Annotated in this window: 15 protein-coding genes; 3 read left to right on the plus strand and 12 right to left on the minus strand. The window is 69.3% G+C overall.

Annotation, left to right across the window (positions count from 1 at the left end; genetic code table 11):
* Nucleotides 1–228 precede the first annotated feature (228 nt).
* Nucleotides 229–1,011: a prepilin peptidase gene (locus FHS42_RS25235; protein WP_184575769.1), complete on the minus strand. Its 783-nt coding sequence runs from the start codon at nt 1,009–1,011 to the stop codon at nt 229–231.
* Between the two features lie 345 nt (nt 1,012–1,356).
* Between FHS42_RS25235 and FHS42_RS25240 the strand changes: the two genes are divergently transcribed.
* Together FHS42_RS25240 and FHS42_RS38295 are read left to right on the plus strand one after the other, a co-directional pair.
* Nucleotides 1,357–1,755 carry a DUF192 domain-containing protein gene (locus tag FHS42_RS25240; RefSeq protein WP_246495407.1) on the plus strand — a complete coding sequence of 133 codons (399 nt, stop codon included), beginning with the start codon at nt 1,357–1,359 and terminating at the stop codon, nt 1,753–1,755.
* Nucleotides 1,756–2,110: 355 nt separating this feature from the next.
* Nucleotides 2,111–2,239: a hypothetical protein gene (locus FHS42_RS38295; RefSeq protein ID WP_281392862.1), complete on the plus strand. Its 129-nt coding sequence runs from the start codon at nt 2,111–2,113 to the stop codon at nt 2,237–2,239.
* 70 nt (nt 2,240–2,309) lie between these two features.
* Here the strand turns inward: FHS42_RS38295 and FHS42_RS25250 are convergent, their stop codons facing one another.
* Nucleotides 2,310–2,900 (minus strand): TetR/AcrR family transcriptional regulator, encoded by a 591-nt coding sequence (locus FHS42_RS25250; protein WP_184575771.1) that lies wholly within the window; start codon nt 2,898–2,900, stop codon nt 2,310–2,312.
* 84 nt (nt 2,901–2,984) lie between these two features.
* Between FHS42_RS25250 and FHS42_RS25255 the strand changes: the two genes are divergently transcribed.
* A complete protein-coding gene (locus tag FHS42_RS25255) occupies nt 2,985–3,998 on the plus strand; it encodes a Rossmann-fold NAD(P)-binding domain-containing protein (protein ID WP_184575773.1) in 1,014 nt (337 codons plus the stop codon).
* A 212-nt stretch (nt 3,999–4,210) separates the two neighbouring features.
* On the opposite strand, the gene FHS42_RS25260 is transcribed toward FHS42_RS25255, so the two are convergent.
* From FHS42_RS25260 to cpaB, 10 genes are all read right to left on the minus strand, one after another.
* Nucleotides 4,211–4,822: an OmpA family protein gene (locus FHS42_RS25260; RefSeq protein ID WP_184575774.1), complete on the minus strand. Its 612-nt coding sequence runs from the start codon at nt 4,820–4,822 to the stop codon at nt 4,211–4,213.
* A gap of 6 nt (nt 4,823–4,828) precedes the next feature.
* The gene (locus tag FHS42_RS25265; RefSeq protein WP_184575776.1) at nt 4,829–5,422 is read right to left on the minus strand and encodes a hypothetical protein; all 594 of its coding nucleotides are present in this window, start codon (nt 5,420–5,422) and stop codon (nt 4,829–4,831) included.
* A 20-nt stretch (nt 5,423–5,442) separates the two neighbouring features.
* The gene (locus tag FHS42_RS25270; RefSeq protein ID WP_184575778.1) at nt 5,443–6,159 is read right to left on the minus strand and encodes a pilus assembly protein TadG-related protein; all 717 of its coding nucleotides are present in this window, start codon (nt 6,157–6,159) and stop codon (nt 5,443–5,445) included.
* Nucleotides 6,156–6,320, minus strand: coding sequence for a hypothetical protein (locus tag FHS42_RS25275; protein WP_184575780.1), 165 nt, complete (start codon nt 6,318–6,320; stop codon nt 6,156–6,158). The genes FHS42_RS25270 and FHS42_RS25275 overlap by 4 nt, the downstream gene beginning before the upstream one ends.
* Before the next feature lie 523 nt (nt 6,321–6,843).
* Nucleotides 6,844–7,737 (minus strand): DUF5936 domain-containing protein, encoded by an 894-nt coding sequence (locus tag FHS42_RS25280; protein ID WP_184575782.1) that lies wholly within the window; start codon nt 7,735–7,737, stop codon nt 6,844–6,846.
* A 30-nt stretch (nt 7,738–7,767) separates the two neighbouring features.
* A complete protein-coding gene (locus tag FHS42_RS25285) occupies nt 7,768–8,709 on the minus strand; it encodes a type II secretion system F family protein (RefSeq protein WP_184575784.1) in 942 nt (313 codons plus the stop codon).
* Between the two features lie 130 nt (nt 8,710–8,839).
* The gene (locus tag FHS42_RS25290) at nt 8,840–10,183 is read right to left on the minus strand and encodes a TadA family conjugal transfer-associated ATPase (protein ID WP_184575786.1); all 1,344 of its coding nucleotides are present in this window, start codon (nt 10,181–10,183) and stop codon (nt 8,840–8,842) included.
* A gap of 60 nt (nt 10,184–10,243) precedes the next feature.
* Nucleotides 10,244–10,672, minus strand: coding sequence for a TadE/TadG family type IV pilus assembly protein (locus FHS42_RS25295; RefSeq protein ID WP_184575788.1), 429 nt, complete (start codon nt 10,670–10,672; stop codon nt 10,244–10,246).
* Nucleotides 10,673–10,675: 3 nt separating this feature from the next.
* Complete coding sequence (locus FHS42_RS25300; protein ID WP_184575790.1) at nt 10,676–12,559, minus strand: AAA family ATPase; 1,884 nt, start codon at nt 12,557–12,559, stop codon at nt 10,676–10,678.
* A gap of 30 nt (nt 12,560–12,589) precedes the next feature.
* Nucleotides 12,590–13,303 (minus strand): Flp pilus assembly protein CpaB, encoded by a 714-nt coding sequence (gene cpaB, locus FHS42_RS25305; protein ID WP_184575792.1) that lies wholly within the window; start codon nt 13,301–13,303, stop codon nt 12,590–12,592.
* Between the last annotated feature and the right edge of the window lie 5 nt (nt 13,304–13,308).

Below are 13,308 nucleotides of genomic sequence, written 5' to 3' on the forward strand. Positions count from 1 at the left end.
CCGCTTGCCGGCGAGTCAGGGCCGGCAGGCGGGCGGGGGCTGCGGTTCGTCGGGCGTGCGAGCCGCGGTGCGCGCGGGCGTGGGCGCCGGGGCTGGGTGGTGCAGGACATAAAAGCGGGCCGGTCCGTGGGGGGGATACGGACCGGCCCGAGGGGGGGTTTCCACCATAACCCTTCGTGAGGGATGCTGCGTGCAACCTCGAAACCACGGGCGCGCTGCGGGGCGTCGTCAGCCCGCGGCGAGACCGCCCAGCAGTATTCCGGCACCGGCGCCAATGATCATGAATGGCCCGAACGCCATCGCCGCCTTACGCCCTGCTCGCCTTGTCAACACAAGGGCTACACCGTAGAAGGCCCCCAGCAAAAGGCCGGTAAACGCCCCGAGGAAGAGCACGTCCCAGCCGTACCACCCAAGGGCGACCCCGGCGGTCAGCGCCAGCTTGACGTCGCCGAAGCCCATGCCGTTCGGGTTGATGAGAAAAAGCACAAAGTACGCGCCGCCCAGCGCCAGCCCGCCGAACACGGCGCGTGACCATGAGCCGGCCGTGCCGGGCAGCAGCGCCGCGCCCCCCAACAGCGCCACCGACCCGCCGGCCATCGGCAGGGTCAGCACGTCGGGCAGCCGGTGCACGGCCAGGTCCACCCCGGCGAGCAGCACGCACAACGGGACGAGTAGCAGCCAAACGACCAACTCCGGCCGGGCCCCAACGGCCGCGGCAAGGCCCGCGCAAACGAGCGCGCACACGCCGGCCACCAGCGGAACGCTCGGCCCGTACGCGCCAAGGCCCGTACGCCACCCGCCGCTGGGCCCGTCATGCCCGCCGTGTCCGCAGGGGGCACATCGGGCGAGGCCGAGCCAGCCGGCGGCGGGGCCGGTGAGCGGATGGCCACCCGGGCAGGCGGCGCGCCAGGGTTCGTCGGGCTGGACGGTGAGCCGAAACAGCGGGCGGCCGACCAGGAGCCCGGCGATTACGCCGTACCCGGCGGCGAGAGCTATCAGCAGCACATGCACGACCCGAGCCTACGGAAAGGCCGCGCGCGGCCCCGCGGGGCTGATACAACCCTGAGCGGGCCGCACGGCGCGCACCCCACCGGCCCGTGGCCTCGGCTAGCTGTCTTGTCCACGAAGGTCGGGGGTGGGCAGCAGACGGTGGCGTGGGGCAGGGGGCAGGGGATGTCGGACCGGGAAAGGCGGCGGAAGATGGGGCGTTGGCGGGATGGTCGGGGCACGTTGCGCGTACCCCGCACGCGGGCGCAGGCAGCGCCACCCGCGAGGGAGCGCGCGCCGCACGTCCAGGCGCCGCACTGCGCGCCGCTGGACACCCGGTCGGCGTCCGGGGACGCGCCGCTGGACGAGTTGCCGAACGAGTTGCTCAACGCGCCACTGAACGCGCCACTGAACGTGCCACTGAACGTGCCGTTAGAAATAGCCGCGTCCTATCGTGCGCGCTCCCGGGGGTTGCTGGGTCGGGAGGGTATAGAGGGCGCGCTGTTGCTCAGCCCGGCGAGCGGGGTGCACACCTTTGGGATGCGGTTCGCCATCGACGTCGCCTATCTCGACCGCGCGCTGACCGTGCTGGCCGTACGCACCATGCGGCCCGGACGACTCGGCCTGCCGCGACTGCGCGCGCGCCACGTTGTAGAAGCCGAGGCGGGCGCGATGGAGCGCTGGGGGCTGCGCCAAGGGGTGTGCGTCACCATCGACCCGCCCACTGGCTGCGGCACCACTGCGACGGCTGGTGGCTCGTCTCCCTGACGCGGACACGCCCCTCCCAGGGCAGGAGGATGTGGGCAGGCCCGCGCGATGCACTTCCAGCTCGTCGCGTGTGAGCAGTGCGTAAGCGACTGTAGGCCACCTACGGCCGGCCGAACTACCTTTTAGGGCGAGGCATGTATTACGCGTTCATTTCGCCTCGTAACGGACGTACGGCGTATGGGTTCATGTTTCGTACGACGCACGCAGGTCAGCGCCATAGAGCCGGGGGTCCTGGCTGTGAGCGACGACGTCGAGCGCGTCGAAGCGCACGGCTGTCCTGCGCGTCCTGGCCAAGCGCCTCGTCATCGTCACGGGTGCTGGGAAGGGCGAACACTCCCCGGCGACCGTGATGCGGATGCCGCGCGAGCACGACGAGCAAACGGCCGCGGCCACCGCTGGCGCAGAGCACGCGACGAAGCGACTTGCGGCGAACGACCCCGGCACCGCTGAGGTCCCCTTCGAGCCCGCCTGTCAGAACTTCTGACAGCTACGCCGGTTCCGGTTCCGTTCCTGCTGCCGCCTGCGTAGGAGGGGCTCACCGAATCCGGGCTGACCTAGCGGTCGGCCTTGATGGCGAGGCCGCCCACGATCAGGTCGGTCAGTGCGATGACTGCATCGTCGGCGGCGACCCGCTCTCGGTTCAGCTCGGCGGCCATCGCTTCGGCCGCACCCAGCACGCCGACACAGCGCAACCGAAGGGCCTCGGGCGTAAGGCCGGAGTATGGCCGCAGTGCGGCGACCATCAGGTCCGTATAGCTGTCGAGCGTCTCGCGCTGGATCGCTTCCATTTCCGGATTTCCCTTCACCGCGGCGGAAACAGCGGCGAACTCGGGCATGTCGGTGGCGCAGGCGAAATAGGCAGCGCTGATGACGCGGGCGACCTCGTCAGCGGTGGGCGCGGCAGCCTCCAACGCCTGCGCGACCGCGGCTCGGTGGCGGTCGTCGAGTCGTCGATAGAGCGCGAGCAACAGGCCGGGGCGAGTGCCGAAGTGGTCGTACGTGATCGGCCTGCTCACCCCGGCCGCCTCCGCGAGGGTGACCAGAGTCAGGCCGTCGGCGCCTTGGGTGCACACGATCGCCACGGCGACGTCGAGCAGTTGCTCCCGCCTGGCCTGCCTGGACAAGCGGGTCGGTGTGGTGGCCATTGCCCTCCCTTGCGTCGCGCCACAGATTAAGCTACAAAAAGTAAGTTACAAAATGTAGGTTCAGGGATACGAGAGGAACCCACGGTGGAGCAGTCGACATCGGTACTGATCTTGGGCGGTTCGGGCCAGGCGGGCGGGGACGCCGCAGCCCTCCTGCGTCGATGGCACCCGGCGCTGCCGCTGACCATCGCGGGCCGTGACATCGACCGCGCGCAGCGGATGGCCGACGAACTCGGCGCCGCGACGGCCGTAACCATTGACCTGCGGCGCAGCGATCTCGGCCTCCCGGCCGATCACCACTACTCGGCAGTGGTCGCCGCGCTGTGGGATGACCACCTGAACGGGCTGCACTACGCGCAGCACCGCGGATTGCCCTACCTCAGCATCTCCAGCGGTCTGGTGGAGATCGCACCGGAGGTCGTCGCGAGCGCCCAGCGAGCGCACGCCACACCGGTCCTGTTGGCCAGCCACTACTGCGCCGGTGCCACGGTCCTCGCGACACTGGACGCGGCCCGGGCACTCGACCGGATCGACACCATCCGGATCAGCGCCGTACTGGACGAATTGGACACCGGCGGACCCGCGGGAAGAGCGGATCTAGAGCGGTGGTCCACCGCCACCTCGGCGGGACTGGTACGCCGTGACGGCGTCTTCACCTGGATCGACGGCTCCGCCGTCCAGGCGGACGTGACCAGCACCGACGGCACCGTCCTACCCGGCCAGAGCATCGCCATCCTCGACGTACCGAGCCTCGCCCACGCGACGGGCGCACCGAACGTCCGCTTCGACTTCGCGGTCGGTGAATCCGCAGGCCGGCGCCGCGGCGAAGCCGCTTCCTTCGAGGTCCGGATCGACCTCGAAGGAGCCGGTCCAGCCGGCGCACCGTTCAGCACCAGCCGCTACCTCGTCCACCCGGCAGGGCAGCGCCCCCTGACCGCACTCGGCATCGCCCTCGGTGTCGAGCGATTGCTGGGTCTGCGCGGCGAAGCCGTCCCACCGGGCATCCACACCCCGGAAACATTGATCGACCCGGCCTACGCGGTCGAGCGGCTGGTGGAGATCGGCGCTGTCTTCGTCGGCGCACAGGTCAACAGGTGAGCACCCTGCCAGGGTGAGCCCATGGCCCTGTTGAGCCAGCCGACCGGCTCCTGAGACCTACCCGCCCCGGCACTGGTGCGCCATGAGGCGACCGGGGCGCCAGCAACTGGAATCTGCGGCTGTCTCGGCAGGTTCCCCGCCCTACAGCGGCCCCGGCACTGCCCTTTCCCCCGTGGTGCGGAGCCTGGGCCGGCTGCTCATCCGCAGCTTCGCTACGAGGCTTCGCGGGCGAAGCTGACTTCCACACGGCGGTTCTTCTTGCGGCCTGCCTCGGTCGAGTTGTCCGCGATCGGATAGTCCTCGCCGTAGCCGCGGATCTCGTACTGCACGCCGGACCCCAGTTCCCCGGCCAGTCGCTGCTGCACGGCGTCCGCCCGCTCCTTGGACAGGTCCTCGCCGTGGTCGGTGGCGCCGAGGTCGTCGGTGAATCCGAAGATGCGCACCTCGCGGGCGCGTTGCGCGTCGATCTCCCGGGCGATGATGGTGATCCGGGCGGTGGCCTGGGGGCTGAGCTTGGCGCTGTCCTTGCCGAACAGCACCTCCGACTGGAGGGCGAAGGTGACGTCCTCGTTGGTGTCCTCGCGCCGCTCCTCCCCGTTGTCGGTCTCCACGATCGACTTGATGTTGAGCACCTTGACCTCGCCGAGCTTCGCACCGCTGGCCAGCTTGAGGTCCGCGTCGTCGGGGTCCACCTCGACCGGCGGGGCGGCGACCTGCGACGCGCCCGGGCCCTCGTCGGCGTGCACGGCCGGGGCGGGCAGGGCTACGGCGGTGGCGGCGGCGAGCACAAGCAGAGCCGTGCGGAGGGTGTGTGCGGTGGTCATGGCCCGTCACCCGGCGATCTTGATCGTGGCGGACGGAAACGTCGGCAGTTGGAACTGCACCTCGTCCACCTCTTCCGGTGGGGCGGGGAACTGCATGAAGACCGGAACCGTGACCCCCGCCTTGATGGTGACCAGCGACATGGTGCACAGACACCGCCCCTCGGTGTCACGCAGCACGTAGTAACGCTTCTTGCCGCCGGAGTCGATGAGGGTGGCGCCGGCGATCGACGAGCCGTGCTTGAGGATCTCGGTCTCATCGCCTCGCCATTTGTTGGCGCCCGTGTAGATCTTGTCGCTGGTGTTCTCGACTTGGCCGTTGACGGTGAGGAAGCCGCCGGCGTCACGCTTGGCTTCGGTCAGCGTGAGGACCATGCCCTTCTCGCCGCGCAGTTCGGCGATCGGCTCGCCGATCGGCTCCGGTGTGTCGCTCTTGCCGCCCTCGCCCTTGGGCGCGTTCCCGGCACCGGCCGACTGTTCCTTGGCGGGCTTGTCATCCGCGTCTCCGCCGCCTCCGCAGCCCGTCATGAGCAGGGAGGCGCTGACCGCGACCGCTCCAACGGCCAGCGCCCCACGCGCCTTGGCGGTGAACCGAATGCTCATGAGTCGCAGCCCTTCACTGGTCAGTCGGCGAGATGCACGGAGAATAGGTCCGCGGCGTCGGGAAGCACGCCGGGACGCTCCGGATCGATGGACCATTCCTCGCCGTCGCAGACAAACTCCACAGGCGGCTTCTTGGGGTCCTCTTCCGGCTTGTCGTCCTCCCCCTCGTCACCGTCGTCACCGTCGGTATCGCTGGGACGGGGGCTGGGAGCTGGGGAGCTCTCTTCGGGTACGGGCGGATCGGCGGGGTCGGGGGGTTTGCGCAAGCAGCGAGGTTCGATCTCGGCCGTCGCGTCGGCCGCCGCGTGCTGGGACTCCGTACCGGGAACGATGGAATCGCCCACCGTGTACCGGGTCCGCACATTCACCCGGAAGCTCGGTGGCACACTGCCGAAGATCTCGCAGTCGGTCACGTCCGCGTCGTTCTCGCTCGCGAACCATTGCGCCTCGGCACACGCCTGCGTGCTGCCGATGCCGTTTCCGTCGAGGATGTCCTCCCACGCCTCGCCGGCACCGATGGCCGTGAGCAGTTCATCGCGCAGCGCATCGCGGTGGTCCTGGGCAGCGGCGAGGGCAGCGGCGTCGGCGGCGGTCTGCGCTCCGTTACGGGTGGCGCCCGCCTGCCCCACGGCGAAAAGGGCGAGGCCGAGAAAGAGAAGGCCGGCTACGGCGGTGATGTAGATCGGGAATGCCTGGCCCGAATCCCCGTATCGCGCGCTGCCTTGACCGCGTCTCACATGCCAGTGACCTCGGAAATCTTGTCGGTGATCGCACTGAAAATCTCGCTGCCGATATCCGTTCCGGAGATCGCGATCACGATCGCCACGACCACGGCGATGATCCCGAGATACTCGACCGCGGTCTGTCCGCGGTCGTTTCCCACAAAGCGCTTCACCATCGTTTTCTCCTTCATGGGCGGCCGTTCCGCTGCGGTCCGGCGTATCGGTCCCCGTGATGCTGCTCGCGACACGAGGAAAGTACGCCGAAACGCAGGCACCGGAACAGGGCGTCCCGAAGCATTCTCTTCCGCACGGCCTGAGTTGAAACCTCTCAGGTCGTTTCCGTCGCCAACAACCCACGCGGCCCATGACTCTCACCCCCACTCCGGCACGGCCGCCCGGCACCGCGCCCCTTGAATGCACGGTCCCCGAAGGATGACTGTCCCATAACACATTGCATTTGCGAAGAGTTACGGGCTAGCCGAAACGCGTTTGAGACACAGCCGATATGGAGGCCGAAACACCCTGGTGGGGCTGTTGGGGATGGCGATACGGATCGGGCGAATCTGCCCAGCGAGACGTGCGGCAACGCCTGGGACGAGGGACAGCGTACGGCTCGCCGCGGAGTGACCAAGGCGGGGCGGGTGGGCGGCGCGCATGCACGTAACTCGCCGCTGTAGCACTCTAGTTGGGACGTCATGGTCAGTCTCCTGTCACCGAGCCGAAGTCGGTGCCCGAGCCGATGAAGAAGCCCGCCACAAGCAACACCATCGTGCCGGGCACCATAAAGGTGGTGATGACGAGCGTCGCCTTGGGGACGGCACGGGCGGCGCGGCGGCGGGCGTTCTGTGCATCGGTGCGGCGCATGTCGTTAGCGATCGCGATCAAGGTTTCCACGATCGGTGATCCCAGCTCCTCGCCCTGCTGAAGTGCGGTGACGAATTGGGCGACCTGTTCTGAGTCATTGCGTTTTCGCAGCTCCTCGAACGCCTGTCGGCGGCTCACTCCCATGTCCATTTGACGCAGGGTGATCCGCAGTTCATCCGCCCAGGGCCCCTCGTACTTCTCGGCCACTCGATCCAGCGCCTGACGGAAGCTGAGCCCCGCGCTGACAACGACGGCCAGCACATCAAGGAAGTCCGGCAGCGTGCGTTCGATGGCGTCCTTGCGCTCACGCACGGCGGCCCATATCCCCACCTCGATCCAGAACAGACCGAAGGCCGCGAGCATGACGGCCAACAGGAATTCCCCGCGCAGCAGCATCACCAGCGCTCCGCCGAAGCCGAGGAATCCATAGACGGCTCGGCGGGCCGCGTACCGGTCCACGGTCAGGCCACCCGGGTTGCCCGCCAGGTCAATGCGGCGCCGGACCTTCGCGACGCGCTTGTCACCCATCAGCCGCAGCACCAGCGGCGCGTACCGCATGCCGAGGCGGTCCACGGCGGAACCGACCACGGTGGTACGCGTCGCGCCGACCTCCAGGGCCACGGCCAGGTCACTCGGCAGCTTGGCCTCGCGGCGGTAGAGCGCGATGCCGTAGCAGGCGCCAGCGGTGGACAGGCCAACGGCCAACGCGAGCAACAGGCCGATGTCCATGTCTTGCTCTCCTCCCTCAGGGCTCTCGTGTCATACGGCGATCTTCGACATGCGACGGATGAGGAAGAACCCGATCCCGTAGAGGCCGAAGGCGACCACGACCGCGGCCTGACCCCAAAACGAGGAGGTCATGCGCTCGATGGAGCCGGCCGCGACCCTGTCCATCAGCAGCAGCGTGCCCACCCCGAGCAGCGGCACCACATAGGCGGTGACGGTGACCTGGGACAGCTGGGTGCGCACCTCGCGGCGGGTCTCCTTGCGCTCCTCCAGGGTCTGGGTGAGGTTGCGCAGCGAGCTGACGACCGAGCCGCCGGCGCGGTTGGAGAGCACCAAGGTGGTGACCAGGACGACGAGTTCGCGGGAGGGCAGCCGGTCGGCGAGCTCGTCCAGGGCGTCATCGATGGAGTGCCCGACCGCGAGTTTGTCCGCTACCTTGGCCAGTTCCTCACCCGCCGGGGCCTCCATCTCGTCGGCCGCAAGCCCCAGCGCGGTACGCAGCGCGAGGCCGGCCTGCGTGGCGTTGGCCAGTATGCGGGCCAGTTCGGGAAGTTGGTTGATGAACCTCTCAATGCGCTTTTGGCGTTGCCAGTTCAGGAAAGCGAACGCTCCCCAGACGGTGACGACGGCGGCAATGGGGCCGAAGAAGCTGGCCAGCGTGGCCTGGGCGATAAGCCAAAGGCCGGCGGCCGTTCCCGCGGTATAGACGAAGAATTCACCCGGAGTGATGACCAGGCCCGTCGCCGCGAGGCGCAGTTCGAGCCCGCGGCCCAACCGGGTCCCTCGCAGCCTGCGGTCCACGCTCGCGAAGCGGCGCCGGCCATCGGTCAGCGGAAGAGAGCCTTCCGTCTCTGCGAGCCGTTGGACCAGTGACTGGTGCCTGGCCCGGCCCGCCGCGTAAGTCTGCGCTCCCGCGACTCCGAGCAGGCCGCAGAGCAGCGTCGTGCCGGCCGTCAGCGTGGCGAGGTCATCCATCGGTGCCCGCTCCCCTTTCGTGCTCTTGTCGCGGCGGCTCGGCTAGCGGCGGCTCGGCTGGTGGTGGCTTGGCTGGTGGTGGTGGCACCGTCAGCGGTGGCGTGGCCGGCCGTGGCGGGTGGCAGTGTCGTCATCGGCGGCGGCCGTCCCGGGTGTTGAGCTCGGTGGGGAAGGCCGCGACGCCGAACGCGGGCGGCACCGCCTCGTTCGCCAACCGCAGCCGCTCCGCGACCCGCTCGGGCATCGGACCGTAGCCGAACCGGCCGCGTACCACCCGGTCCGCGCTCATCGGGTCGGCCTCGAAGCGGCAGACGGTGGTGATCCGGTAATCCTCGTGGCCGTGGGAGTCGAGCAGCGCGATCTCACTCACTCGGCGGGAGCCGTCCGCGTTCCGTACGAGTTGCACGATGCAGTCCACCGCGCTGTTGATCTGGTCGTGCAGTGCCTCGTACGGGATGGACACATCGGACATCGACGCGAGCGTCTGGAGCCGCATCAGCGCGTCCTCGGCGCTGTTGGCGTGCACGGTGGCGAGCGAGCCGTCGTGTCCGGTGGACATGGCCTGGAGCATGTCCAGCGTCTCGCCGCCTCGTACCTCGCCGACGATGATGCGATCGGGACGCATGCGCAGGGAGTTACGCACCAGGTCGCGGATGGTGATCTGGCCGTTGCCCTCCACGTTGGGTGGCCGGGACTCCAGCCGGATCACGTGCGACTGCTGGAGTTGGAGTTCGGCGGCGTCCTCGACGGTGATGATGCGCTCGCCGTCCGGGATCAGCCCGGACAACGCGTTGAGCAGCGTCGTCTTTCCGGAGCCGGTGGGTCCGGAGACCACCACGTTGAACTTGGCCCGTACCAGCGCCGCGAGCAGCATCAACATCTGCTCGTCGAGCGTGCCCATGGTGATCAGCTCGTGCAGGGTGTAGGCGCGGGGGAAGCGGCGGATGGTGAGCGTGGCGCCGTCGAGAGCGAGTGGCGGAATGATGACGTTGACCCGCTCCCCGGACGGCAGCCGGGCGTCCACCATCGGGTTCGACTCGTCAACGCGGCGGTTGACCGTGGACACGATGCGCTCGATGGTCTGCATCAACTGCTCGTGCGAGGCGAACCGTACCGGCACCTGCTCGACCCGGCCCGCGCGCTCCACGAAGATCTGGTCAGGACCGTTGACCATGATTTCGGTGATGGAGGCGTCTTCGAGAAGCGGTTCGAGTACGCCAAGGCCCAGCGCCTCGTCCACCACCCGGCGAATGAGCTGCGCGCGCTCGGCGGTGGACAGCACCGGGCCCTCGCGGCTGATGATGTGTCCGAGGACGCGTTCGAGCCGGGAGCGCCGCTCGGCCGCCGCGAGCGCGGACATCTCCGCGAGGTCGATCTCCTCCAGCAACTTGGTGCGGTAACTGGTGACCAGGTGGCCGTTCTCCCGGTGCTCACCGGACGGCTCGGGTGCCGCGATGCGCGCCCGCAGGCTCATGGGGTGCTCCGTACGTTGTGGGGCGGCAGGGCCGGTTGAACGGCACTCGGTACGGTTCGCTTACTCATCGCCGGTCTCCGGTCGCCGCATCGTCGCGCTGCGTCGGGCGTCGCCGAAGCTCACGCCCGGGATGACCGAAGGGATCTCAATGCTGGCGGTGGCGTGCGCCTCGTCGCCCGCACTCACCGAGATGTCCGCACCGTCCGCGAGCCAACCACTGATCGATGCCTGGCCCGCGCTTTCCGGGCTGGTCTTGGGGTCGTCTGCGGTGGCCGTACGCGCCGCCGCGCGGGCCGCCGTGCCCGCCTGCTGCACGGTGTACGCGGCGATCCCCAACTGCACCACCGAGAGCGCGACAGCGAGCAGGATCGGCAGGAACCCGAGGAACTCGATGGCCATCGACCCGGCGTCCCGCCGCCTGCCCCTACTTTTCGTACGTCCGCCAGAGGTTTTCCCGTCGCTGCCGAAGGCGCTCCTGCCGCTGCGCATCGCTCACTCCTCCTCCGCCGCGCCCGCCGTACCGGTGACGGTCCAGGGGAAGTCCCCCGCGCCGGGGAAGAGCACCGGGACCTTGATCCTGACCGTGGCCCTCACCACACCGCCCGCCGTGGGGCAGGAAATCGACGCGTCGCCCCGCCAGGCGTCCGGCAGGTCCTGTAGCGCCGCTTCCTCGCACGCGGCGGCTCCTCCGGTGTCGGTCGCGGTGGCCGCGCGGGCGCCTCGGTCGGCCGAGTTGCCGGCGAGCGAGTAGGTGTAGCCGATGAGGACGCACTGCCAAAGCACGACGAGCACGATGAGGATGAGCGGCACCATGCCGAGGAACTCGATCGTCACCTGACCCCGGTCGCCCCCACCGCGCTTACGGAATCTGCTGGTTGGTACCTGTGTCAGCGCATCGGGCCCGGTGCCGCCCGGGTCCCCACCGCCCTGCTGCGGGGACCCGGGCGGCCCTATGTGACCCACGCCGCCGCCCGCGCCCTCGGCTCCACCCGGTCCAAGGCCCGCCCGGCCGCCCGTACCGTAGCCGCCCGTACCGTGGCCGCCGGCCCCGCCGGATGGCTGCCCCGTGCTCGTATCGGCGCCGGCGCGTCCGCCCGTACCGCTGCCGCCCCCGAGGGCACGGCGGCGGCGCAGCCCGGAGACCGAGCGGTCCGCGTGGCTGCCTCGGCCGCCGCGCTGCGGCGGGCCGGCCGCCGCCGGCGAGCCCTCGATCAGGCCGATCTCACCGGCGAGGGCCCATAGCGCCTGCCGGATCGTGGACTTGGAGTCGAGGTCCTGCATCCGGCCGGAGTCGATGGCGGGTTGGAGTTCCTTGTAGGCGGCGGGCACCGTGGTGCGCGCGGTTTTGGTGCCGGTCGCCCGCTCGACCAGGGAGGGTTGGATTTCGCCGCTGCGCGTGTACCGGTTGACGACTGTCGTCGTCTCCTCCGCCTTGCGGATCTGTAGCCGGTCCCACAGCCGCACCATCCGCTTGGCGGCCCGCACCGTGACCACGTCCGGCGTGGTGATGAGGAGTGCGAGGTCCGCCGTCTCGATGGCGACGGTGTTCGCGGCGGACATCTGGGTGCCGCAGTCGATGATGACCAGGTCGTATCGGGCCCGCAGGGCGGCAATGGCCTGCCGCGACACCAGATCGGTGACCTCCTCACCCCGCTCCCCCTCACCCGGCGCGAGCAGCAGCCCGAGCCCGCTGGGGTGGGGGAACACCGCTTCCTGAAGCACCCGCGGGGTGATGTCACTGATCTGGGCCAGGTCGGCGATGGAGCGCCGAAACTGCACGTCCAGATACGAGGCCACATCGCCGGCCTGTAGGTCCATATCGACCAGGACGACGCCCTGCCCGGCGGCCCGCGCGGCGAGCGCGAGTTGCACGGCCGTGAGCGTCGTACCGACGCCGCCCTTGGCACCAGCGACGGCCACCAGCCTGCCGCCTGGTCCGGGAGTCAGCGCCGCGCTCGCGCCGCCGAGGTGGCGTCGTACGCCCATCGCCCACTGGGCGGCGGCCTGGGTGCGGGTCGCGAGTTCGTCGTAGGACGGCGGCAGCGCGCAGATGCCCCTGGCGCCCGCGTCCATCGCCGCCGAGTACAGCGCGGGCCCCGCATCCGCGGTCACCAGGACGACACCGACCGCGGGGAAGCGCAGGGCGATCTCCCTGACCACCTCCAGGGCCGGTAGCGGGCCGATCCGCTCATAGACCAGGACGACCTCGGGCAGTTCCTCGATCGAAGCGCCCGCGAGCGTGGCCAGCGTGTCGAGCAGCGCGGTCGAGTCGCCGAGCGCGGGGAAGGGCTCGACGCCTGGCAGTTGGCTGAGCAGCCCGCTCAGGGATCTGGCCAGATCCACGTCGCCGACCGTTGGGAGAATTCTGATCGTCATCCAGCCACCGCCTCCAACTTCTGCTGGCTCCTACTGGTCGCCGTCGAGGGTGTAGGTGCGGTCGCCCGGCGCGATGTCCGGTTCGCTGCCGGGCGCGATGAGGGCGAGCCGTACGTGCGAGGCGAAGGACTCCGCGTACGCGACGCGCTGCGTGTCCCCGGTGTCCAGGGCGAAGGTGATCGGCACGGCCTCGGTCTCGCGGCGCCGGCGGTCCCTGTCGTCATCGTTTGGCTCCAGCGCGGTCAGCTTGCCGACGTCGATGACGCGGGCACCGGAAACGATCACCTTCGAGACCGGTTTGGCACCCTCCCGCTCGCCGTCGAAGGTGGCGTAAATGTTGACCCGCGCGCCCGGGTTGATCTTTCCGGCTACGCCGGTGGCCGCGTCGATCATGATGGCGATCTCCTGCTGTCCGGGCTTGAGCGCGGGCCGCTCCACGATCATGTCTGCCTGGAGCAGCGAGCCCTTGCGTAGCGGGGTGACGGCTATCTTGCCGCGCACATCACCCAAATCGGTGACGGCGGTGTCCGGGAGCCAGCGCTCTGGCATCGAGATCTTCTCGAACGAGCCGGAATCCAGCGCCTGATAGGCCGGTACGTTCGACTTGAGGCGGTACGCCGTGGTCTCGGGGCCGACCTTGGACTCCACGTCGTTGATGACGGAGAGCACTCCGATGAACGCACCGACGGCGCACAGGACCGACAGGACCAGGAGGATGACTCCGCGGCGCTGGCGTGAATTCATGAAGA

The organism is Streptomyces zagrosensis (genome assembly GCF_014203645.1).
GTDB classification, from domain to species: domain Bacteria; phylum Actinomycetota; class Actinomycetes; order Streptomycetales; family Streptomycetaceae; genus Streptomyces; species Streptomyces zagrosensis.